15 protein-coding genes are annotated in these 24,063 nt (G+C 44.7%); 7 read left to right on the plus strand and 8 right to left on the minus strand.

Annotated features, from left to right (window positions below; genetic code table 11):
* Positions 1–166: 166 nt before the first annotated feature.
* From L5M40_RS14455 to L5M40_RS14465, 3 genes are all read left to right on the plus strand, one after another.
* On the plus strand, positions 167–2,632 hold the full coding sequence (locus tag L5M40_RS14455; RefSeq protein WP_263177082.1) for a 6-hydroxymethylpterin diphosphokinase MptE-like protein: 2,466 nt from the start codon (positions 167–169) through the stop codon (positions 2,630–2,632).
* 118 nt (positions 2,633–2,750) lie between these two features.
* Complete coding sequence (locus L5M40_RS14460; protein WP_263177083.1) at positions 2,751–3,230, plus strand: DUF2947 domain-containing protein; 480 nt, start codon at positions 2,751–2,753, stop codon at positions 3,228–3,230.
* A gap of 300 nt (positions 3,231–3,530) precedes the next feature.
* Positions 3,531–4,091 (plus strand): chalcone isomerase family protein, encoded by a 561-nt coding sequence (locus L5M40_RS14465; protein ID WP_263177084.1) that lies wholly within the window; start codon positions 3,531–3,533, stop codon positions 4,089–4,091.
* A 12-nt stretch (positions 4,092–4,103) separates the two neighbouring features.
* Here L5M40_RS14465 and L5M40_RS14470 read toward each other — a convergent pair whose 3' ends face one another.
* Positions 4,104–5,048, minus strand: coding sequence for an autotransporter outer membrane beta-barrel domain-containing protein (locus L5M40_RS14470; RefSeq protein WP_263177085.1), 945 nt, complete (start codon positions 5,046–5,048; stop codon positions 4,104–4,106).
* 120 nt (positions 5,049–5,168) lie between these two features.
* Positions 5,169–5,798, minus strand: coding sequence for a TetR/AcrR family transcriptional regulator (locus L5M40_RS14475; protein WP_105251906.1), 630 nt, complete (start codon positions 5,796–5,798; stop codon positions 5,169–5,171).
* Between the two features lie 139 nt (positions 5,799–5,937).
* Here L5M40_RS14475 and L5M40_RS14480 point away from each other — a divergent pair, with 139 nt between their 5' ends.
* Both L5M40_RS14480 and L5M40_RS14485 read left to right on the plus strand, forming a co-directional pair.
* Complete coding sequence (locus L5M40_RS14480) at positions 5,938–7,044, plus strand: efflux RND transporter periplasmic adaptor subunit (protein WP_263177086.1); 1,107 nt, start codon at positions 5,938–5,940, stop codon at positions 7,042–7,044.
* A gap of 2 nt (positions 7,045–7,046) precedes the next feature.
* Positions 7,047–10,127 carry an efflux RND transporter permease subunit gene (locus L5M40_RS14485; RefSeq protein WP_263177087.1) on the plus strand — a complete coding sequence of 1,027 codons (3,081 nt, stop codon included), beginning with the start codon at positions 7,047–7,049 and terminating at the stop codon, positions 10,125–10,127.
* On the opposite strand, the gene L5M40_RS14490 is transcribed toward L5M40_RS14485, so the two are convergent.
* Positions 10,112–10,357: a YdcH family protein gene (locus L5M40_RS14490; protein ID WP_113939445.1), complete on the minus strand. Its 246-nt coding sequence runs from the start codon at positions 10,355–10,357 to the stop codon at positions 10,112–10,114. The two genes, L5M40_RS14485 and L5M40_RS14490, sit on opposite strands and share 16 nt — an antisense overlap.
* Before the next feature lie 260 nt (positions 10,358–10,617).
* Between L5M40_RS14490 and L5M40_RS14495 the strand changes: the two genes are divergently transcribed.
* Positions 10,618–12,621, plus strand: coding sequence for a methyl-accepting chemotaxis protein (locus tag L5M40_RS14495; RefSeq protein ID WP_263177088.1), 2,004 nt, complete (start codon positions 10,618–10,620; stop codon positions 12,619–12,621).
* Between the two features lie 639 nt (positions 12,622–13,260).
* Here the strand turns inward: L5M40_RS14495 and cydX are convergent.
* From cydX to purL, 4 genes are all read right to left on the minus strand, one after another.
* A complete protein-coding gene (gene cydX / locus L5M40_RS14500) occupies positions 13,261–13,377 on the minus strand; it encodes a cytochrome bd-I oxidase subunit CydX (RefSeq protein WP_011788717.1) in 117 nt (38 codons plus the stop codon).
* A 19-nt stretch (positions 13,378–13,396) separates the two neighbouring features.
* A complete protein-coding gene (cydB, locus tag L5M40_RS14505) occupies positions 13,397–14,536 on the minus strand; it encodes a cytochrome d ubiquinol oxidase subunit II (RefSeq protein WP_028761243.1) in 1,140 nt (379 codons plus the stop codon).
* Positions 14,537–14,551: 15 nt separating this feature from the next.
* Positions 14,552–16,108, minus strand: a complete 1,557-nt coding sequence (locus L5M40_RS14510) for a cytochrome ubiquinol oxidase subunit I (protein ID WP_028761244.1) — start codon at positions 16,106–16,108, stop codon at positions 14,552–14,554.
* A 1,271-nt stretch (positions 16,109–17,379) separates the two neighbouring features.
* Positions 17,380–21,261: a phosphoribosylformylglycinamidine synthase gene (gene purL, locus L5M40_RS14515; RefSeq protein WP_263177102.1), complete on the minus strand. Its 3,882-nt coding sequence runs from the start codon at positions 21,259–21,261 to the stop codon at positions 17,380–17,382.
* Between the two features lie 279 nt (positions 21,262–21,540).
* On the opposite strand from purL, the gene mltF reads away from it, so the two are divergent.
* Positions 21,541–22,971 carry a membrane-bound lytic murein transglycosylase MltF gene (gene mltF, locus L5M40_RS14520; RefSeq protein WP_028761246.1) on the plus strand — a complete coding sequence of 477 codons (1,431 nt, stop codon included), beginning with the start codon at positions 21,541–21,543 and terminating at the stop codon, positions 22,969–22,971.
* Between the two features lie 469 nt (positions 22,972–23,440).
* On the opposite strand, the gene tadA is transcribed toward mltF, so the two are convergent.
* Complete coding sequence (gene tadA / locus L5M40_RS14525; RefSeq protein ID WP_219253484.1) at positions 23,441–23,965, minus strand: tRNA adenosine(34) deaminase TadA; 525 nt, start codon at positions 23,963–23,965, stop codon at positions 23,441–23,443.
* Positions 23,966–24,063: the final 98 nt, after the last annotated feature.

Below are 24,063 nucleotides of genomic sequence, written 5' to 3' on the forward strand. Positions count from 1 at the left end.
ATAAACAAGCACTTTTGTTTAAAAAAATAAGGCCAAGTCACAGTGTCAAATTTTTGCTGAGTAACAGGCACAAAAATGGAACACTATTTGCTGATAATTAAAACATGGCATCGTGTAAGCGACATATGAATCTGCTCTTAAGTGATTCGACCTAACCGAGGAAAATATGCAATTACAAACTAACATATTGAATAACTTTGCGATAAGTCGCTTCAATGAGTACTACTTACCTAGTATTAACCGCCACATGTTTGAGAGCATTGATTCTAAGAGCATTTACGACAAGAAGTTTAAAGCAACATTTTCAAAACAAGACAAACTCAATATTGTAGTTGGGATGGACTCTGGATTATTAGCAAACTATATTCTAGAAGAAGGTATTCCAGAGGGTAGTAAATTTGTTTTTATCGAGTTGTCTTCAATATGCCCTTTATTAGTGATTGACATTCCTTCTGAGTTGCAAAGTAAACTCGTCATTATTGACGAATTAGGATTAGACGACCTATTTAAACAAGAAGATATTAAGCTTTTCATCGCAAAGGGAGAATATACCCTCACATCATCACTTGCAGTAGTGTCAAGACACATGGAAGACTATAACGCACTATTTAATCTTGTAGAGTCAAGATTGCAGAATGAATATTTTGACAACAGAATCAGTTTCACACAAAAAATATTTGTTAAGACACAACTTGAAAATATTGCAGATAATCACACGCAAGTAAAACTCCTTAGAAATACTTTTAATGGAAAAACTTGTATTGTCATTGCTGGCGGACCGTCATTAGACAGTAACATCCAATGGATAAAAGACAACCAAAAAAATATTTTTATCATTGCGGTATCAAGAATTGCAGGAAAGTTAACAAATTTTGGAGTTTCCGTAGATATTGTTGTGTGTGTTGATCCGCAGGATGCTAGCTTTGATGTTAGCCGTGGCATGTTTGATTTAAATGACAAAACTCTACTTGTTCATTCATATCATGTAAGCCCTAAAATTCTTTCACAGTGGCCAGGGAAATGCATGTATATGGGACAGCGTTTTCCCTGGAAAAATGACGCTGACATCGACAATATCACAACAGTTGGGCCTACAGTAACCAACAGTGCCGTTCGTTTGGCTATAGAGATGGGATTTACCAGAATATTGCTTAGTGGTGTTGATTTCTGTTACTCAAAATCAGGATATAGCCATGCCAGTGGAACAATCGAAGCAAGCTTAGGCCCGAGATTAGGGCATAATACAATCTGGGTCGAGACATATGACGGTCATCAAGCTGAAACATTAATACAACTAAAGTATGCAATGGAGTCCCTTGAGTATGAAGCCAAAACCTATACTAATGTTGAAATGATTAATCTTTGCAGTCATGCCGCAAAAATCAGTGGGATCACTTATTGTGACCCCACAACTATTACATTGGATAGTTTTACGACAAAAAAAATAGCGTTAAGTTTACCATCACTAACAGATTTAAAGCTTGATTTATTGAGCACTAAAAATGAGTGTCTAAAAACAGTTAATGATACATTAGAATTATTAACTCTAATAAAAAAAGCAAAAAAATTATCAATAAACCTAAACACTAACTCAATAAAAAAAACCAATGCATTAGAAAAGATAAACACAATAGAAGATAAAATTAACAAAAAATATAGCCAACTAGCTAAGCTATGTAAGCTTTATGGATATTTTGAATTTTCTCACTTCTTATCAACGAGAGATATAGAGAGCTGGACTCAATCTCATATGAATAAGATGACAAAAAAATACTATGATGCTTTTCTAGAAAGTTGTATCAACATACTAAATTTAATTGAAAACTCTAGTTGTAAGTTACAATTTCGACTTACTGAAATGAGCAACACTCCACTTGCAGAATTAGCAAAAAAATGGAAACAAGATAATCAACCAGGAAGAAGTATTATTTGGAAAAATTGGCATCAGCCATGCATTTTATCTTCAGATGAGCAATTAATCTTGGCAGAGTTAGAGCATCTTTTTAAACAAAATCTGACGCAAGTAAGACAAGCTTTTGTTGAAAAGCTAAGTGCAGGGTCTGCGATGGAGAGGATCTACACTAAGATATTACGACTTAATCAGTCCCAAAATCATTACGGCTTATCTCACATAGTCAGTAACTTACACCAAATGATAGAAAATGATTCTGAGGCTAAGCGACTGTATTATTTAGCATTGTCATTTAAGCTCAGTCTTGAGCAACAACCTCAACAAGCCTTAGATGCACTATTAGTATTACCAGAAGATATCTGCACTGAGATGGAGTTAAAGCATATTATTTTACTGGCGCTCAAACTAAGTAACCTTGAGCTTGCAACAGCAACTCTAGTCAAAATTTTGGCTTATAGTGATGAGTACATGCCTCAGTATGCGCATATTTTAAAACTCCAAGGCAAGATTCAAGACTCAGTTAATGTCTACCTAGATTACTTAGAGAAGTATCCATCGGATACACAAACATGGATAAAACTTGGATTATTCATGTTTGAAATCAATCAAGTAGAAGCTTCGCACACTGCATTTTCTAATGCAATTAATGCCGATCCCGATAATCAAGTGGCACGTGATTACTTATCTGAACTCACAAGACTAATGAACGTCTCACAATAACAGGCTCAAGATCACCGAACTCGCATATTCGTGTTCGGTGATTTCACTATTACCTCGCTAGACCGTATAATTAGCCTCGTTTCAGCATTGCTCATCTGCATATCCTAGGAGATTTTGTTTGGCTCATACCTATATACCTTTAGAAACTTACCGCCGTAAGTGGATTTTCAACCACAAAGACTTGCCTGTCACTGACGAGGACAAGGTGCATATCCTGCCGTTAACAGATAAAAGTGCGATGGAAATCTGGAATCAATGGATCAGCAACAAGAGTAGTCGTGCGGAGCAATTTACTAAGGGAGATTGGGCGGCGAAGGCTGATGCTTGGGTGGAAACAGATCATTGGCAGAGCGCTTGGGATAGTGAAGATAGCAGTTTACCCACCATGTTAGCTGAGTTTATACAATGGCCCGATGAGACGCCGGTGTATTTTTGCTATGAAAAATATCAGATTATTGAAACTCGTTGGGATGTGTTCGTCCGCAATTGGAAGTGTTTTCTTTTCTTTGACGACGGTCCCATTTTGATCTCGCCAAAACAGAAACAAGCGGTGATGTTCGAACAGAGTGGTCAATACAAGCTAGGCACTCGCGGATAATTTATACAGGGCACTTAACGCTGATGATTTCCCATCGATAGCTTTACGCCAACACTTTTACGCCGATAATTTAGCGCGATGAGTCATCTTGTTGGCATGCTCATATTTAATGATGAGTATGCCATATTAGCCATTTTCGAATAATGCGTAAGCACAATTAGCCTATCTCTCTCCTCTTCTTTAGATTAACATCCGTTTTCGGTGTCGAGTATTTGAGAAGTTTGGGTCAACTTTTTGCTGTAAATACTCATAAAAATCTGCTTAAAACCCAATAATTAAAATAGAAAAATGAGGTGTATTATGAAGTTACTCTCCACTCTTACCCTAGCAAGCGCGCTGTTATTACCCCACACATTAATGGCCAAAGAAGTCTCAGGAGTGCAAGTCGCCGAGACAGTGACATTAGATAGCCAAACATTACAGCTCAATGGCGCGGGCGTTCGCAGTAAGTTCTTTATGGATTTATACGTAGGTAGTTTGTATTTGCCAGCAGCATTGAGTAGCACAGCAGCGGTTATTGATGCACCAATTGCGGCAATCCGCCTTAACATTACCTCAGGCATGATCACCTCAGAAAAAATGCGCGATGCGATCACTGAAGGTTTTGAGCAAGCGACGGCAGAAAACACCGCCGATATTCAACCGCAAATAGATACCTTTATGGCGCTGTTTAAGGAAGAAATTAAAGAAGGTGACCAATTTACCTTAGTCGCCAATAAAGCCCGTGGCGTGACAACCTATAAAAATGGTCAGGAACAAGCCACCATCGAAGGTGAAATGTTCCGTCAAGCACTGTTAAAAATTTGGCTAGGTGATAAGCCAGCCCAGAAAAGCCTCAAAGAGGCCATGCTGGGCAAATAACTGACATTAACGTTAGAATTTGAATTCGATATCCAAGGCCGCTGCGCCTTGGTTATCCATTTCAAGCGCGGCTTGATTTGTCACTTCTAACTCACCATCAAAGTAATAACCAGCATAGAGATTTACAGTTAAAGCAGGCGTTGCTCGCCAACCGCCACGCAGATAACTCACCCATTCGTTCGTTTCCACAGCAATATCATCATCCTCAATAAGGAATCGCTCAGTACGACGTGAACTCCCCAAACCAATATTCCAATCAGGATTGAATTGATAACTGAGCTCTAGTCCTGCTGGACCACTAAAACCAGCTTGGAATGGATTAGCCAGTGTCCAATGTTCATCTATCTGCCAACGCATGGCAAGATAAGGCACAGTGCGAACTTCATCGATATCATTAAGATACGCGACGCCAAAGCCAATCATGTTTCCCGAATCAAATGCATACATGGCCGATGCCACAATACCGTAACTCTGAGCTTGGCTAGCCGATGCAGTATCGGCGTAGGCGTATTGGATCTGCGGTGCTAAAAAGAAGGCCCAATGTTTATCCATGCGATAATTTAACGACACTCCGGCACGGTAACGATTAATATGATCCCAATTCTGTCCGTCGGTACCAAACAGCGATGCGACATTGTTTGCGCCAGTAAGTGTGATGTTACGCCAGTCATAATCAAGTCTGTCATAACCCACACGAAAGCCTAGCGACCATTGCTTATCCAGCGACACATTCATCCCAGCATTCAGTAATAAGCTGTCCCTTTGTAGCTCTGTATTGCCATTGGCCACCTCGGCGCTCTGGGTGCTGATCTGCGTGACACTTAATCTAAAAGGTTTGTATTCCTGCGAAGATTTATCCGCTGCAATAGCGGCACAGCTCATTAACGGTAACAATAACAAACTGCCTTTCAGCAACCGCTGTTTTGCGCTTAATGGTGCGAGTTTTCGATTAGCCACGCTAGCTCCTTGCATTTAAAATAATGGATAAATTTTTGTGCATAATACGCGCTATTGAATAAAAAGGTTCACACTTTCAAAATGAAGATACAAACTAATACCTCTAAAACAAACAAGCCTTCACTCTACCCGATGCGCCCTCAAGAACATGTCAGCACAACCCAATATATAATGATTCCTGTCGTCAAAAAGCTCATCGGCCACTAATCCCAATTCTAATTTAAGTTTTAACTCACCAAACAACATTAAACATAAACGCACTGCACTATGGTGAGCATTACCAAATCGATATTGCCCTAACGCCTCTACAGCGACTAAATAATCCGCCAATAAGCCCACTATGTGTTTAGGGCCTGCATCAAAGAACAATCGCGACACTTCAGGATGACTTTCGGATTGCGCCACACAGGCTTTGAATACGGTAATAGCTTCAGGACTGACGATCATCTCCCCAAATTGCAAGGCAAATTGGGTTAATGCCGATTCCGGCTTAGTGGGATCACTTAACAAATCATCGTTAAGATTATGGCCAACACACTTAGATTCAATTGCCGCAACAAATAATTCATCTTTGCTGCCGTAATGGGAATATACGGTTTGTTTCGACACGCCCGCAAGCTTTGCAACCTCATCCATACTGGTATGAGGGAAACCTTGACGACAAAACAAATCAATAGCAGCCACAAGGACTTGCTGACGTTTCTGTTCACTACGGCTCAAAGGTAATTGCGTCTCAGAGGAATGCGTCATATCAACTCTCGAATAGATAGACATAATTAATTGGCATTAGTTAAGCACAAAATAGACTAGACAGTCTAGTTTTGTACAACTAGACTAGCAAGTCTAGTTACATAGCATTAACGTTTAACTTACAGCGGAAGCCTTTAAAATGGATCGAACTGCCCGACTTTCTTGGCGCACTCTTAGCGTCTGCGTGTTTGCTTTAGCCACATTATCCGCCTGTCAAAAGGAAATCACCGAACACGCTACGACAGCCACGCTACCCACAGTCACAAGCCAAGCGTTGATCCAGACCCCTAGTTATGAACACTTTCAGACCTTCACTGGCACCATCCGTGCAGGTAATACCACAGGTGTAGGCTTTGAACTAGCGGGGAAGTTGAACAATTTACAGGTCAATTCTGGGAGTAAAGTTAAGCAAGGACAAATACTTGCAGTTCTCGATACCCGGCTACTCGAAGCCGAGCGTCAAGAGATCCAAGCAAGTCTGGCACAAATCCAAGCCGATGTTGATCTGGCCACCAGCACTCTAAAACGTAATCAAGAATTGAAAAAATCGGGCTATGTCTCTGAGCAGCTATTAGATGAAAACCGCTCACAATTAAATAGCTTAGCCGCAGCGAAAAACCGCCTATTTGCCTCACAGCATGCCAATCAACTTAAGCTCGATAAATCCATCTTAGTGGCGCCCTTTGACGGCACCATAAGCCAAAGGCTACATAATCTTGGCGAAGTGATTGCCGCGGGCAGTCCTATCTTCACCTTAGTGGGTAACATCAATCCTGAAGCTTATATTGGTGTTCCTGTTGCGCTAGCAGAGCAATTTCACACCAAACAGCAAGTGCAAGTTAGTGTACGAGATCAAACCTTTCCTGCTGAAATTGCCGGTATTAGCGCTGAAGTCAATCCCGTCAGTCGTACCCTACAACTTAGGATCAGCCTACCCCAAGATGCCCGTGTGATTAACGGTGAAATTGCGTATCTGCATCAACAACAGCAAATCCCGCAACCGGGCTATTGGGTACCCATTTCCGCACTGACGGATGGTATTCGCGGATTATGGAATCTCTATGTCATCGCAAACTATGAACAGCAATCCATCATAGAGCGCCGCGATGTGGAAATCCTCTACACCACCCAAGACATGGCCTACATTCAAGGCGCGATTCAGCCTAATGAAATCTATGTCAGCCAAGGGCTGCATAAGCTGGTCGTAGGCCAAACTGTATCTCCCATTGCTGCAGCCACGAGGTAATTATGATTAAAGCCTTTGTTGAAAACGGCCGCTTAGTCAGCCTCGTTATTGCGCTATTACTTGTCGCAGGCTTTGGTGCGATATCGAGCCTACCGCGTACTGAAGATCCCCACATAACTAACCGTTTCGCCTCAGTGATCACCCCTTATCCTGGCGCCTCAGCCGAGCGGGTCGAAGCCTTAGTGACTGAAGTCATTGAAAACCAGCTCAGACGTTTGGAAGAAATTAAGTTGATCCAATCAACCTCTCGACCAGGGATTTCAGTTATACAGTTAGAATTGAAAGACACAGTTAAAGAAACGGCTCCCGTATGGTCTCGAGCGCGGGATTTATTGGCCGATGCGAAAATTAATTTACCTGAGGGCATACAATCTCCCACACTCGATGATCAAATTGGTTATGCCTACACCGCCATCTTAAGTTTAGTGTGGAATAGTAATACGCCCGTACAAGTCGACATGCTAAACCGCTACGCAAAAGAATTACAGAGTCGGCTCAGGCTGTTATCGGGCACGGATTTTGTCAAACTTTACGGCGCACCGACCGAAGAAATGCTAGTGCAGCTTGATGGTAACAAGATGAGCCAGTTACAGCTCTCTCCTGCTTCAATCGCCCATATTCTCAGTGGCGCCGATAGTAAAATTGCTGCCGGTGAAATCAACAACCGTGAATTTCGTGCCTTAGTTGAAGTCTCCGGCGAGCTTGATTCTTTAACCCGTATTCGCCAAGTGCCGCTTAAAATTGATAGCCAAGGACAAATTATTCGCCTCGGCGACATAGCCACTGTGACTCGCCAAGCTCAAACCCCAGCGGATAGCATAGCGTTAGTCGATGGTGAACAAGGCGTAATGGTTGCAGTGCGAATGATCGATAATACCCGTGTTGATCTTTGGCAAGCACAAGTCAATAACGTCGTTGACGAACTCAATCGCGAAGTCCCCGCCAATATCCAGATCCAATGGCTATTTGAGCAAAACAGTTACACCAGCGAACGACTTGGCGGGCTAGTGGTTAACCTGCTGCAAGGATTTGTCATCATCTTGCTGGTATTACTCCTCACCCTAGGCTTAAGAAACGCCATCATAGTGGCGATTTCATTGCCGCTCACAGCGCTGTTTACCTTGGCCTGCATGAAATATATCGGCCTGCCGATACATCAAATGTCGGTGACAGGACTCGTCGTCGCCCTTGGGATCATGGTGGACAATGCGATAGTGATTGTCGATGCCATATCGCAAAGGCGTCAGCAAGGAATGAGCCGTTTAGCCGCAGTGAGCGAAACCTTACACCACCTTTGGCTGCCCTTAGCGGGATCGACTATCACCACTATTTTGGCTTTTGCGCCCATAGTACTCATGCCCGGTGCTGCGGGGGAATTTGTCGGTGGTATTGCCATGTCAGTGATGTTTGCGCTGCTGGGCTCTTACGTGATTTCCCATACGCTAATTGCAGGGCTCGCGGGACGTTTTAATCATGAAGGTAAACAGGATGTCTGGTATCAACACGGGATCAACCTCCCGCTAGTGAGCCAATATTTTCAAGCGAGCCTGAGAATTGCCCTTAAACGCCCCATCGTCAGCGCGCTGCTTATCGGCATTACGCCAGTATTAGGTTTTTTAGCCTCGGGTAAGATGACGGAGCAGTTCTTTCCGCCATCGGACAGGGACATGTTCCAAATTGAAATCTATCTTGCGCCCCATGTGAGTTTAGAAAACACCTTGAACCAAGTGCAGTTGATGGATAAAAAACTCCACGCAGTCACAGGGATCACTCAAGTCGATTGGGTGGTGGGCGGTAATACGCCCTCATTTTATTACAACCTGACGCAGCGCCAACAAGGGGCGACTAACTATGCACAGGCCATGGTAAAAGTGACTGACTTTGAGCGTGCCAATGAGTTAATCCCCGAATTACAACAGCAATTTGATAGCGCTTTTCCCGAAGCGCAAGTACTAGTTCGAAAACTCGAGCAAGGCCCGCCCTTTAATGCGCCAGTGGAGTTAATGATCTTCGGCCCGAATCTAGATACTTTGCGATCATTGGGCGACGACGTTCGTAATATTCTCGCGCAAACGCCGGACGTACTTCACACACGTGCAACCTTAAGTGCCAGTGCACCTAAGCTGTGGCTACAGGTAAATGAAGATGCCAGTCTAATGAGTGGGTTAAGCCTGACGGACATTGCCAAACAGATCCAAATGTCAACCACAGGCGTTATCGGTGGTAGCGTGCTTGAGCAAACAGAATCCTTACCCGTACGAGTTCGCCTTGCTGATGACAGTCGCGAGCAGGTGAGCCGCCTTTCTGAAATTCAATTAATGACACCTTCGGGTGAGTCTGTTGCATTATCAGCCCTCGCCCACAACGAAGTGCAAGTGAGCCGCGGCGCCATTCCAAGGCGCAACGGCCAAAGGGTTAATACCATAGAAGCCTACATCGTCAGTGGGGTATTACCTGCTCAAGTGCTTAATGATGTTAAAGATAAAGTGGCTCAATTACCGTTGCCATCGGGTTATCGCATTGAAATCGGTGGGGAAAGCGCTAAGCGTAACGAAGCAGTCGGTAATTTACTGTCCAATATGATGTTGGTCGTCACCTTGTTATTAGCCACTGTGGTGTTATCGTTCAACTCCTTTAGGCTTACGGCGATTATTCTATTGAGCGCGATACAATCAGCAGGACTTGGCCTATTAGCCGTGTTTGTATTTGGTTATCCCTTTGGATTCCCAGTCATCATAGGGCTACTTGGATTAATGGGACTTGCCATTAACGCTGCGATTGTGATCTTGGCCGAACTAGAAGATATGCCGAGCGCTCGGCTCGGCGATATGGAAACCATAGTGTCTACCGTCAGCAGCTGTGGCCGTCATATCAGCTCAACGACTATTACCACCGTGGGCGGTTTTATTCCGCTCATCATTGCTGGCGGCGGGTTTTGGCCTCCCTTTGCCATTGCTATCGCGGGCGGCACCCTGCTGACGACTTTACTTTCTCTGGTATGGGTTCCAACTATGTATTTGCTGCTGATGAAAACCCGTACGGCAAACACCCCATCCGCGATTCAAGCTCAAATCGCATCATGAACTAGATATTGATACAGTTTATCTTTAAGGTTTAATCGCTCTAATTTTAACGCTAAAAAGTGCTCATCGGCGGTGGGCACTTTTGTTAACTCCAGCGCCCTAATTTTATTATCGAGTTCATGGTAACGACTAGCCATGGTCGCGAAGACGGTATTATTCACTTTTAAATGCTTAATTTGATCGACAAAATCAGGAAACTCATAAACCAACGCATGATTCTCACCTAGCATATACACTTCTCCTATAATGTGGTTCTAACACTATGAACTCCATTCACCTTAAGCAGCTTAGTCTATACCTTCAGAATACAGCCAGTACTTGGGCATGTTATCTGCTAACATTTCTGCAAAATAAGCTGATGAGTCCAAGTCTAAAACTGCAAAAATATCAACGAAATGAGTTTAAAATTGCAGAAGTTTTAGACCCACATCAAGACTACAGAGTAAAACTTAGGCTACATTGATGTAACCGTTACCTATAGGATCTTACGATGAATTATAAAAATTGGCCTATTGCAAAACAAATTGGCGCCCTCGCGTTTATTCTCACTCTTCTCATCTTTGGCGTATTGAGTACCGTCTCCTATAAAGCCGCTTCAAATGTATTAGAAGATAAAGGTATCAGTGCCATGAAATCTGAAATGCGTGCAGTTTCAGACATGTTAGAGCTGCAGTACGATAGTCTTCTGCAGCTTGCGAGACGCAACGCCGATGTTTTTAAGGAAATGTATCCTGGACAATTTAGTCTGCAAAATAAAACTGTCAATGTGATGGGAGTAGGCTCTCCAGCCCTAATGCATGAACAAGAACAAGTGAACTCATCAAAAAGTAAAGTCGATCGTTTTGCTAATCTAACTGGCGGTACCGCTACAGTATTTGTGCGTGATGGCGATGACTTTATGCGAGTTTCGACTTCGCTCAAAAAAGCCGATGGCAGCCGTGCACTAGGTACTTCCCTTGGCAAAACACATCCAGGCTATCAAGTGCTGCTCAGCGGTAATGAATATGAAGGTTATGCCAAACTTTTCGGCAAAGACTACATGACAGTCTATCGTCCAGTGAAAGACACACAGGGCAAAGTTATTGGTATCTTATATATTGGCTTCGACATCACCAGTTCCTTAAAACAATTACAAGAAGCAGTTAACAGAATCACCTTAGAAGAAAGTGGCCATTTTCTATTAGTACGCAAAGCAGACAATGTGTTAGTCGCCCATCCTAAGTTCAACGCAGGTGACATCATCACCGAAAGTATGCTTGATGGCTTAAGTGTTGCGTATGCCACCCAAAATGATGCGGAATCCCATTACAGCAATAGTAAAAATGAGCCCATGTTTGCCTATAGCCAAACCGTAACAGGCTGGAATTGGGTGCTAGTGGGTCAAGTCAAAGCAAGTGAGCTTAATGAAGAAAGTATGCAATTGCTCACCATCAACGCCATCGTTGCTATCACAGGGATCGCGCTGATCACAGCGCTATTATCAGTTGTCTTAATTCGCGCACTCAAACCTTTGCATGCCCTCCAAGTGCATATGGAAAATTTAGGCAGTGGCGATTTTAGCCATCACTTAGCGCCATCAGAACCACAGAGTCAAAACGAAGTGGATCGAATTACGACCAGCGTATCAACTATGTCCTCAGAGCTCAGGCAATTGATTATTGCATTGCAGGATTCAGTCATGAGTCTAGAGCAACAGGCCTCCAAGGCACAAAGTATCGCGAAGCAAAATGGTGAAGAAGCTCAAGCTCTAATGCTACAAACGGATCAAATCGCAACTGCCATCGAAGAAATGTCGACCTCGATCCGTGATGTGGCTAATCATGCCCAAGATGGCGCAGTTCAAAGCCAGCAAGTGGATGCCGCATCCAAAGAAGGTCAAAACCAACAGACGAAAGTGGTGCAGGATTTACTCAAACTCAGTCAGCAACTCAGTAACAGTCATCAATCGGTTGAAAAAGTCAGCCATGAAAGTGAAGCGATCAGCAAAGTGACCGAAGTCATTAACAGCATTGCCGAACAAACTAATTTACTCGCATTAAATGCAGCAATTGAAGCGGCGCGCGCAGGCGATCAAGGTCGAGGCTTTGCCGTCGTTGCCGATGAGGTGAGGACTCTCGCCCAGCGGACCCAGTCATCCATTGTAGAAATTGGCCAAACAATTGAAAAGCTGCAAACTCAAGTGAAAAGCACCACAGAACAAATGAGCCAAAGTCATCAATTAGGAATGGAATCTGCAGCACAGGGTGAAGCAACGGGTGAACAACTGAAGGAAATCACCCGTAGGATTGGCGAACTCGCGATTAGCTCACGCAATATTGCCTCGGCTACTGAGCAGCAAAGCAGTGTTGCACAAGAGATAACCCACAATTTGCATCAGATCAGCGAACTCGCTAACGAAGGCGAGCACCGTGCCACTGAAACAGTGCATTCTGCCAATGAACTGTCTTCCTTAGCCGCCGCCTTAAAACGCCAAATAAGCCAGTTTAAGGCATAACTCAAATACGGACTTAGATAACCTGAGCTCGGGATAAGCAGAGCCGCTGAATAGGCATCTTTTCGGGCCTCTCTGCGTTGCTCTGTCTAACCATAGCTCGCTATGGCGTACGACAGAGCGCCTTGATATGCGCAAAAATCTGCGCATTCAGTCAGGAAATAGATTTTTCGTTTTAAACGAATAATTTTATGTAATTGATTTTATTTGTTAAATTTAGATTTTTCGACACTCGTTATCCCGAGTTCAGGTTAGATACAGAGTTAGTGCTTTATCAAACGTTAAATGCCGCCCTAACTGGGCGGCATTTTTTATAACAGCACTACATCAAAACGATAGGAGCAACATTTAAGAAAGGGATTTGGGACTTTGATTTAGGATCCTGACGTAAAGGAGTAATGGAGTAATGGAGTAATGGAGAAAATATCTTAAACCATGCGAGCAAGCATCTGCAGAGAGCACAATCAAAAAGCGATGATATCAGGCCTATTCGCTGCAGTTATACCACCACTCTGCAGCGAAGTTAACTGCTTGGCCTAATACAATAACGCCGCTCTACTTCAAACTAAAATAACCTCAGCCCATCAAAAAATCCCAATAAAAAACCCCGCTAATGCGAGGTTTTTAAATCGAGTTTAGACGTTACTCGGCATCTTCTGCCGATCTGTCCATGTTCTCTGTATTTTCAAGCCACAGGGCATTGATAATCCCGAAAGAACAGGCCAACAAAACCCCTAATATCCACGTAAAATACCACATAGCAGATGCTCCTTAATGCCTAATAGAGTGAGGCTTTGTTATCTTCAATATGCTTACGGCCGATACGACCAAACATCTTGTAGTAAGTCCAGACAGTGTAGCTCAACACTATAGGTACGAAAATCGCTGCAGCAGCAGTCATAACACCTAAGGTCATTTTACTGGCTGTTGCATCCCACATAGTCAAACTGACGTTAGGGTTAAGTGATGATGGCATGACGAATGGGAACATTGCTGCACCGCAAGTCAAAATCACCATAGCCACAGTGAGTGAGCTGAATAGGAACGCAAAACCTGAACGGTTAAAGCGGCTAACCAAAATCACTAGCAGAGGCAATGCCACACCTAAGATGGGGAACAGCATAGTGATGGGGTATTTGTCATAGTTGGCAAGCCAAGCACCCGCTTCAATTGCGACGGTTTTCATGGCTGGGTTAGAAACCGCATTATGGTCCAGTACTGAAGTCACTACATAACCATCAATACCATTGGCTAACCACACACCCGCAGCAGCAAACAACACAGCCACTAACAGTGCGAAGAATTGCGTGGCTTTCGCAGCACGAACACGCAGCTCACTGTCAGTCTTCATTTGTAGCCAAGAAGCGCCTTGCATCATAAACATGCTCACGCTCACAAGACCTGCCAGCAAACCGAAAGGATTCAACAGGCCGAACAGACCACCATGATAAGTCGCACGTAGGAACTCGTCGAATTCAAAAGGCACACCTTGCAACAAGTTACCAAAGGCCACGCCTATGATTAGCGGAGGTACAAAACCACCGGCAAACAAAGCCCAGTCCCACGACTTACGCCATTTTGGATTTTCGATTTTAGAACGATAATCGAATCCGACTGGACGCATGTAGAGGGCAAACAGCACTAACATCATGGCGACATAGAAGCCAGAGAAAGACACTGCATACACCATAGGCCAAGCGGCAAATAACGCACCGCCTGCTGTGATTAACCACACTTGGTTGCCGTCCCAATGGGGAGCAATAGTGTTAACCATGATACGGCGTTCAGTATCGTCTTTGCCTATAATTGGCAGTAACGCACCGACACCCATGTCAAAACCATCAGTAACCGCAAATCCGATGAACAGTACGCCGATCAGAGCCCACCAGATAACTCTTAATATTTCATAATCAAACATAATGAAATCCTCTGCTTAGGCTTCTAGGTTCTCGAAATGATAACGACCAGTTTTCAAACTGCTCGGACCAATGCGGGCAAACTTAAACATCAAGAACATCTCAATCACCAGCAGTACAGTGTAGAACAAGGTGATAGAAAGGATACTGAACCATAAGTCGCCAGTCGTTAAGCTTGACGCAGACATAAAGGTCGGTAGTACCTCAGAAATCGTCCAAGGTTGACGACCATACTCAGCCACAAACCAACCACACTCAATCGCGATCCAAGGCAATGGCAAGCTATAAAGTGCAGCTTTAAGTACCCATTTTTTCTCGGCAATTTGATGACGTGTGCTTTGCCAGAATGCCGCAGCAAATACGAACAACATGATAAAGCCTAGACCTACCATCACACGGAAGCTCCAGAAAATCGGTGCTACGTTCGGGATAGAATCTTTAGCTGCTGCTTTAATTTGCTCTTCAGTCGCATCGACCACTTTGTCTGTGTAGCGTTTTAGTAAGAAACCGTAGCCTAAGTCGACTTTCGCTTCTTCAAAAGCAGCACGTAATTCAGGCGTTTCTTCACCCGCACGCAGTTTCACTAGCATGGCATAGGCTTTCATACCGTTACGGATACGCACTTCATGCTCAGCAATCAAGTCATGAATACCAGTCACTTCTTCATCCAACGAGCGTGTTGCCACTATACCCATCGCATAAGGAATTTTGACTGCAAAATCTGTTTTCATGGTTTCTTGATTCGGAAAACCGACAGCAGTAAAGGCCGCTGGAGCAGGCTCTGTATGCCACTCAGCTTCAATCGCTGCTAACTTAACGCGCTGTGCTTCACCCACTTTATAGCCAGATTCGTCACCTAACACGATAACCGACAGAATCGCCGCCATACCAAAGCTAGCTGCAATCGCGAATGAGCGACGAGCAAAAGGTAAGTCACGTTTCTTGAGGATGTAATAAGCACTGATCGCCAGTACAAACATGGCACCCGCCACATAACCCGAAGCGACGGTGTGAACAAACTTAACCTGCGCGACAGGGTTAAACACAACCTCAGCGAAGCTGGTCATTTCCATACGCATGGTTTCGTAGTTGAACACTGAACCCACAGGGTTTTGCATCCAACCGTTTGCCACTAGGATCCACAATGCCGACATGTTAGAACCAAAGGCCACTAACCAAGTCACGACTAAATGCTGACGCTTAGTGAAACGATCCCAACCGAAGAAGAACATACCCACGAAGGTAGATTCAAGGAAGAAGGCCATTAAACCTTCAATAGCCAGAGGCGCACCAAAGATGTCCCCTACGTAATGCGAATAGTAAGACCAGTTAGTACCAAACTGGAATTCCATTGCCAAACCTGTGGTAACCCCCAAGGCAAAGTTAATACCAAATAACTTACCCCAGAACTTAGTCATATCTTTATAAATTTGTTTATCTGTCATCACATACAGTGATTCCATGATAGCCAGCAAAAATGCCAACCCCAAAGTCAAGGGAACAAATAGGAAGTGATACATGGCTGTCAGCGCAAACTGCAACCGCGATAGCTCAACAACCTCTTCAACAATCATCGGTGACTCCTTACTTGGTGCGTCCAATTGCTATGACAAAACCCGCGTCAATCACAGCAAGTGCCTTTGTAGGATAGTGAGTTTTCATTTTGTGTTTATATCTGCGACAACAGTATAAACCGTTAAATTTAATCTTTTGCATTAGTTCGAAGCAGCAAGGGCTAAAAAGTACCAATATCTGTTGCATATTGAGACGCTAGTCACACTATCGCAAGTAACTGAGACCAACACCCTACCACTCAATCAATCAAATGATTTCATCGATATAAATATCAGATAGTTAAGATATTTATTCATTTTCATTTGTGGCTATTTTATACCACCTCGCTTTGATGCAAATCAATCAAACTCAGGGGTTTAGGTGGGTTTTGCGGTGAGGCACACACTTCCCCACCAGAGAGGATTGACAATCGAGAAAAACAAGAGTAGTGAGCAGCTATTAATTGATATAAAGTCATACTTTTACCAACTAGGCAGTAAAAATCAGTTCTAATCATCAAAAAACCAACAAATAAATAATGTTGCAACAAATTAACTAAAAAATATTGTCACAAATTTAAGTGAGCCATAATTTAAAACCTTTAAAATCAAATATAAATACATATAAATATAAAAAATCACAATCGAACAGGCTAAAATGCATTAGTTTTAATAATGAATATTTGTATTTTTTCTCGTTTGAGAAGCTAACCTAAGTTGTTTAATATATGTCCTGTGTTAAGGAGACAATTTGGTAGAACTGGTGTCGTAGCCCAGCCAAGACCAACTTCGCGCACATAGGTACTAACTTTTGGTGTGGAGATATCGATATGACTAAATTATTTGAACGTCTGGTTAACAGCTACAAGCGTGTTTTTGTTGAACTTTATACAGCTAATGAGCTGAAATAATCCCCAGAATTACTCGTGAAATTAATTGCATTTATGTGAAGTTTTGTTAGCGCAAAACGGGCCCCCATCTCCCTGAGATTGGGGGCTTTTTCTATATTAAGACCCTAGCATCCCCCAACAACTCCAGAACCCCATAAAACACCACGCCCCGTATCAAATGCGCAACATACCTATTAATAGGTATTTACCGATTAAAGTGGCTATTTTGCCACTTTAGTCCATTAGATTATTTGCAATAAGCGTTAATAATTTGAAATACAATCACTTCCATAAAATGCATTTTATATATAAAAAAAGGAGCGAAATTATCGCTCCTTTTTTACGCTTTCATTACCCTGCTTTTGCCCCTCAACAAAGGCAAAAGCCGTTGACTTTAAACGCTTAACCTAAGGTCACTCGCGCATTACGGAACATACGCATCCAAGGGCTATCTTCACCCCAAGCATCTGGATGCCAAGAGTTCGCCACAGTTCTGAACACACGTTCGGGGTGCGGCATCATCAAGGTTACGCGGCCATCTGTGGTACAAATCCCAGTCAAGCCATTTGGCGAGCCGTTCGGGTTTTGTGGATACTGAGTCGCGATATCACCTTTACCATTGACAAAACGCAGCGCAATCGTGCCTGACGCTTCGGCAATCGCCAGCGCTTCAGGGCTAGCAAACTCAGCCAAACCTTCACCGTGAGATACAGCAATTGGCATACGTGAACCTGCCATACCTTGGAAGAATAACGACGGGCTCTGTTGCACTTCAACTAAGCTGAAACGCGCTTCAAAACGCTCTGAGCGGTTACGCACAAAACGTGGCCAATGCTCGCTGCCTGGAATGATTTCTTTCAGGTTTGACAGCATTTGACAGCCATTACACACGCCAAGGGCAAAGCTTGAGTCACGTTCAAAGAAACGAGAAAACTCATCGCGAGCTCGCTCATTAAACAGAATCGACTTAGCCCAACCTTCACCCGCACCTAATACATCACCGTAGGAGAAGCCACCACAGGCCACTAGGCCTTGGAACTCCTCTAGGCTGATACGGCCAGATAAAATGTCCGACATGTGTACGTCGCGGCTTTCAAATCCGGCGCGATCAAAAGCTGCTGCCATTTCCACGTGGGAGTTAACGCCCTGCTCACGCAAAATCGCCATCTTAGGCGCAGCGCCCTTAAGGATATAAGGTGCGGCAACATCAGTGCTTGGATCAAAACTTAAGTTAACGGTTAAGCCTAAATCGGTTTCGTCTTGCTTAAGTTTGAACTCTTCAAGCGCGCAGGCTGGGTTATCACGCAGAGCTTGCATACGATACGTGGTTTCTGACCACACAGTACGCAGCGCTACACGGGTATCACTGAAGATTTCACGCGCGCCATCTTTAATGGTGATGCGTTGATCGTCGGCTAGAGTTCCGATCACATGGCAAGGCACGCCAGCGATAGCGAACTGAGCGGCAATTTTCGCAGCATTGTCACGGCTCACTTGCAGCACAGCGCCGAGCTCCTCATTAAAGAGTCGTTCTAAATCAGTGCCCTGCAAGTCCTCTACATCTATGTCTAAACCTGTATTACCGGCAAAAGCCATTTCCACTAAGGTAGTGAATAAACCACCGTCGCTACGGTCGTGGTAAGCGATAACCGATTTTTTAGCGACTAGATTTTGCATGGTTTCGAAGAAACCGCGCAGCAGTGCAGCATCGTCAAGATCCGGCGCAATATCACCCAGCTCACCAAACACTTGGGCTAAACAAGAACCGCCTAAACGATTTTTGCCCGCACCTAAATCCACTAACAGTAAAGACGTTTCGCCTTTATCTGTGCGTAGCTCTGGCGTCACTGTATTGCGAATATCTTGCACCACACCAAAGGCGGTAATGACCAATGACATAGGTGACGTCACGGTTTTATCCGCGCCATCTTGCTGCCATGCGGTCTTCATCGACATAGAGTCTTTACCGACCGGAATGGTCAAGCTCAGCTCTGGACACAATTCTTCACCTACGGCTTTCACCGCTTCATAAAGACCCGCATCTTCACCTGGGTGACCCGCGGCAGACATCCAGTTGGCAGAAAGCTTAATACGCTTAAATGAACCGATATCGGCACCAGCGATGTTCATAATTGACTCAGCCACAGCCATACGGGCAGAGGCGCCAAAGTCTAGTAGCGCTAGCGGTGTACGTTCACCCAGTGACATAGCCTCACCGGCGTAGGTATCAAAGCTTGCCGCAGTCACAGCGCAATCGGCCACAGGCACTTGCCATGGACCCACCATTTGGTCACGGTTCACTAAACCCGTGACTGTGCGATCGCCAATAGTGATAAGGAAGGTTTTATCCGCAACTGTAGGCAAGCTCAGTACGCGTTTAACCGCTTCTTTAACATCAATCTTGTTTTGTTCGAGCGCTGGCGATACGGCTTTGGCCGATACCACATCGCGGCTCATCTTAGGCGCTTTGCCTAATAAGACTTCGAGCGGTAAATCGATAGGATTATTGTCGAAATGGCTATCGCTAAGCGTCAGGTGTTTCTCCGCTGTCGCTTCACCCACAACCGCAAACGGTGCGCGCTCACGCTCACAGATGGCAGTAAATAGCGCGAGGTTTTCAGGGGCAACTGACATCACATAACGTTCTTGTGATTCGTTACACCAGATTTCCAGCGGGCTCATGCCAGGCTCATCCGAAGGCACATTACGCAGATTAAACAAACCACCGCGCTCGCCGTCATTCACGAGCTCAGGGAAAGCGTTCGACAAACCGCCCGCGCCCACATCGTGGATAAATTGGATAGGGTTTTTATCGCCAAGCTGCCAACAGCGGTCAATCACTTCCTGACAACGACGTTCCATTTCTGGGTTTTCACGTTGCACAGAAGCAAAATCTAAGTCTTCACTCGATTGACCCGATGCCATAGACGAAGCGGCGCCGCCGCCCAAACCAATGTTCATCGCAGGCCCACCGAGCACAATCAGCTTAGCGCCAACGGTGATTTCGCCCTTTTGTACGTGTTCTTCACGAATGTTACCTAAACCACCGGCTAGCATAATTGGCTTGTGGTAACCACGGACTTCAACACCGTTGTGGCTGCTGACTTCCTGCTCATAGGTACGGAAATAACCGACCAATGCCGGACGACCAAACTCGTTGTTAAATGCCGCGCCGCCAAGAGGACCTTCGGTCATGATGTCCAGCGCACTGACGATACGCTCTGGCTTGCCATAGTTACCTTCCCATGGTTGAACAAAACCTGGGATTTTTAAATTGGATACACTAAAGCCTGTTAAACCCGCTTTAGGTTTAGAACCACGACCTGTCGCGCCTTCATCACGGATTTCACCACCCGAACCGGTTGCAGCGCCAGGATATGGGCTGATAGCGGTTGGATGGTTGTGGGTTTCCACTTTCATCAGGATGTGCATTGGTTCAGTGTGGTAGTTGTATACCCCATCAGGATCGGGGAAGAAACGACCCGCAACCGAACCTTCCATCACAGCAGCGTTATCTTTGTAGGCAGATAACACGTGATCAGGCGTGGTTTCAAAGGTGTTCTTGATCATCTTGAACAGTGACTTAGGCTGAACTTCACCGTCAATGGTCCAATCTGCATTAAAAATCTTATGACGACAATGCTCAGAGTTCGCCTGAGCAAACATCATCAATTCGATGTCATGGGGATTACGGCCTAAACGGACGAAGTTCTCGACTAAATAGTCGATTTCATCTTCGGCTAAGGCAAGCCCCAACTCAGTGTTAGCCACTTCAAGTGCGCGGCGACCTTCGGCAAGAATATTGACGCTCTTAAACGGCGCAGGCTCAGTACGTTTGAACAGCACATCGGCTTTGGTAAAATCATCGAGGATAATTTCAACCATACGATCGTGCAGCAACGCATTTAAGGCTTGTTGCTGAGGCGTTGTCAGTGCATCTGACTCGACATAATACGCAACGCCTCGCTCCAAACGCTTCACTTTACCAAGGCCACAATTGTGCGCGATGTCAGTGGCTTTTGAAGACCAAGGAGAAATAGTACCGGGGCGAGGAGTGACAAACAGGAGTGAACCTTGGGGGATATGAGCTTCTATCGCAGGTCCATAGGTGAGAATTTTTTCAAGTTGCTGGCGTTCATTTGTGTCGAGCAACTCGCTCAAATCCGCTAAATGGACATACTCAGCATAGATTTGGCGTACCGGAAGCGCCGCGTTTTCGCAGGCCTCCATCAGCTTTTGCACCCTAAACGTCGAGAGTGCAGGGGCTCCGCGGATGATCTCCATCACGTCTATTCACCTTATTATTTATTATTGCAGGGGTCAGAGGTGGCGCTATTATAAGGAAATGTCTGTCACAAATCACCTGCGACCTTACGCAAAACAGTGTTTCCTGTGATATAAAAAGCCCAGTATTGTGTCGGCTGTACTTTCCCCCAGAATGATTTTTTTTCGAAATCGCAGACAAACGGATATAATCCCACCAATGTCAGCCAGTTCACCACTAATGCCCCACTGTTAACTCGCTATCTATAATATTGATTTTATTTACTATAAGTACATTTAATGACTCGATTTCTGTTCGCTCTTATCTTAGGTTTCCTACTGACTGCCTGTCAGCAGGTGACCGTGGACGAAACAGAATTCGTGCCGAAAAAATTAACTGAGCTAAGAGTCGGTACACTTTACGGCCCACAGATTTATATGACCTCGGGCCAAGGTGATAGCGGTTTCGATTACGATATGGCGGTATTGTTTGCCGAATACTTAAATGTGCCCTTAAAAATGGTGCCCTACACAAACCGTATCGAGTTGTACGAAGCCCTCAAAAAGAATGAAATCGATATTATTGCTGCAGGCATGACAGAAACGCCCACAAGGCGAGAACAGTTCCGCTTAGGTCCACCGCTATACCGGGTGAATCAAGTGTTGGTGTATCGCGAAGGCATGCCAACCCCAAAAGACATCAGTGACTTAAAAGGCAAGATCACCGTTATCGCCGACTCTTCCTTCGTCGAGACCTTGACCCAGTTGCAAAAGCATTATCCAACGCTGGTGTGGGATCAAATTACCGACAAAGACAGTGAAGAGTTGTTGGCCATGATTGCCAACAAAGAAATTGACTACACTATCGCCGACTCCAGCAGCGTACAGATCAACCGTCGCTACCTGCCCGACCTACGCTCAGGCCCTGTGCTAGAAGAAAAACTCGATGTGATCTGGCTGTTACCTCCCACTCACAGTGATGAACTTATGAGTAAATTGCTGGCCTTTTGGCACCAAGAGAAGCTTGCCGGCACGCTGGATCACCTCAACGAGAAATACTTTGGTCATGTAAAACGCTTCGATTATATCGATACTCGCGCATTTATCCGTGCCATTGAGACAGTATTGCCGCGTTATCGACAATTATTTGAAACCCATGCAGGCAATTTAGATTGGCGTAAACTGGCAGCAACCAGCTATCAAGAATCACATTGGAATCCTAATGCCCGCTCGGCCACAGGAGTGCGTGGCATGATGATGTTGACTCAGCCAACCGCCAAAGAGATTGGGATCACCAACCGACTCGATGCCGAAGAAAGTATTCGCGGCGGCGCGGCGTATTTGAACGATATGATCAACCGCCTGCCAGAATCGATCCCCGAGAGTCAACGCATGTGGTTTGCGCTGGCCTCTTACAACATAGGATATGCCCATATTGAAGATGCACGTAAGCTTGCGGAATCGATGGAGTTAAATCCCAATGCTTGGCGAGATTTAAAAAAGGTACTACCGCTACTGCAAAAGCGTAAATATTATCAAAAAACACGTTATGGTTACGCCCGAGGCAGTGAAGCCGTTCATTACGTCGACAGCATCCGTCGCTACTATGACACGTTAGTCTGGGTGGATAATCAGTCGAAACAACCTGACCCCGATGATGACTCGAGCGACCTTACTGTGGAAGAACCCGTGATTCCTGCGGGAACGTTAAGCCCTGATCAACCTAAATAGCTTAACTCGTTAGCGCTCAGATGCATGGGCCAAACGACAATCCAACAACTCACTTCTTATATATCAAGTACAGAGTTTTACGTAACAAGAACATCAATATAAAAACTCAAGATGTACGTAGATGTCTTCAACAAGGTGCGATATCAAACAACAGGAGAACCGAATTAAGGTTTGCCAACCTAACTCAAATTTGCGATGAAAAACATCGCTTAGTTCAGCTTATCTGACCAGTGCTATTGCTGCACTCCTGTGCAACTGCTACTGTCTTGGGTTATGACCTAAGATAAATCTCTGTAGGGCATCGATAATAACAATTAATGGGGTCAATATGAGAAGAAAAACCATCAACAATACCGTTGCGCGTCGTCGTACTTTGCTAAAAATTCGTCATCGCCGTATTTTAAATCGTCAAAAACTCTTCTTTACTTTTATTCAGTCTCAGGATTAATCCTGTCACGTTAATCGGCACTTACCCAATAGCTTGCTGCGCCTTTTGAGCCTGTTTCAGGGCTTTTTTCTCTTCCCTGCGACGTTTAAAAAAACGACTCAATTGCGCGCTACAAGCATCGGCCAGCACCCCAGATGTGACTTCAACTTGGTGATTAAACGCCGGATGTTGCAGCAAATTCAGCACAGTACCCGCTGCACCCGTTTTCTCATCCCGAGCACCAAATACCACACGAGCAATTCTGCTATGCACCATAGCGCCCGCACACATAGCGCAAGGCTCGAGGGTGACATATAAAGTCGCATCTAAAAGACGATAGTTTTCGACCAAACGCCCCGCTTCCCGCAGACATAAAATTTCCGCATGGGCGCTAGGATCGTGTTGGCTAATGGATAAATTGTAACCCGTCGCAATCTGCTGACCGTCTTTGACCAATACCGCACCCACGGGCACTTCGCCCTCGGCCTCGGCTTTTTCTGCCATCAGCATCGCGACTTGCATCCAATGTTCATCTAACTTCATTTGGTCCACTAGGCTGTCACTCATCTGTAAAAATACGGCAATTATACCTATAACCAATAAAAAAGGCGCACTTGGCGCCTTTCACTGAATAAGGATTAAGCCCTCTCGATTGTTGCCTGAGT

The organism is Shewanella sp. SM68, from assembly GCF_025653925.1.
Lineage (GTDB): Bacteria > Pseudomonadota > Gammaproteobacteria > Enterobacterales > Shewanellaceae > Shewanella > Shewanella oncorhynchi.

Excerpts from the sequence above, each read along its gene's own strand:
- L5M40_RS14510 (WP_028761244.1), bottom strand. The coding sequence starts at position 16,108 with ATGATTGTTGAAGAGGTTGTTGAGCTATCGCGGTTGCAGTTTGCGCTG.
- mltF (WP_028761246.1), top strand. The coding sequence starts at position 21,541 with ATGACTCGATTTCTGTTCGCTCTTATCTTAGGTTTCCTACTGACTGCC.
- L5M40_RS14495 (WP_263177088.1), top strand. The coding sequence starts at position 10,618 with ATGAATTATAAAAATTGGCCTATTGCAAAACAAATTGGCGCCCTCGCG.
- L5M40_RS14455 (WP_263177082.1), top strand. The coding sequence starts at position 167 with ATGCAATTACAAACTAACATATTGAATAACTTTGCGATAAGTCGCTTC.
- L5M40_RS14480 (WP_263177086.1), top strand. The coding sequence starts at position 5,938 with ATGGATCGAACTGCCCGACTTTCTTGGCGCACTCTTAGCGTCTGCGTG.
- L5M40_RS14490 (WP_113939445.1), bottom strand. The coding sequence starts at position 10,357 with ATGCTAGGTGAGAATCATGCGTTGGTTTATGAGTTTCCTGATTTTGTC.
- L5M40_RS14475 (WP_105251906.1), bottom strand. The coding sequence starts at position 5,798 with ATGACGCATTCCTCTGAGACGCAATTACCTTTGAGCCGTAGTGAACAG.
- purL (WP_263177102.1), bottom strand. The coding sequence starts at position 21,261 with ATGGAGATCATCCGCGGAGCCCCTGCACTCTCGACGTTTAGGGTGCAA.
- cydX (WP_011788717.1), bottom strand. The coding sequence starts at position 13,377 with ATGTGGTATTTTACGTGGATATTAGGGGTTTTGTTGGCCTGTTCTTTC.
- tadA (WP_219253484.1), bottom strand. The coding sequence starts at position 23,965 with ATGAGTGACAGCCTAGTGGACCAAATGAAGTTAGATGAACATTGGATG.
- L5M40_RS14465 (WP_263177084.1), top strand. The coding sequence starts at position 3,531 with ATGAAGTTACTCTCCACTCTTACCCTAGCAAGCGCGCTGTTATTACCC.
- L5M40_RS14485 (WP_263177087.1), top strand. The coding sequence starts at position 7,047 with ATGATTAAAGCCTTTGTTGAAAACGGCCGCTTAGTCAGCCTCGTTATT.
- cydB (WP_028761243.1), bottom strand. The coding sequence starts at position 14,536 with ATGTTTGATTATGAAATATTAAGAGTTATCTGGTGGGCTCTGATCGGC.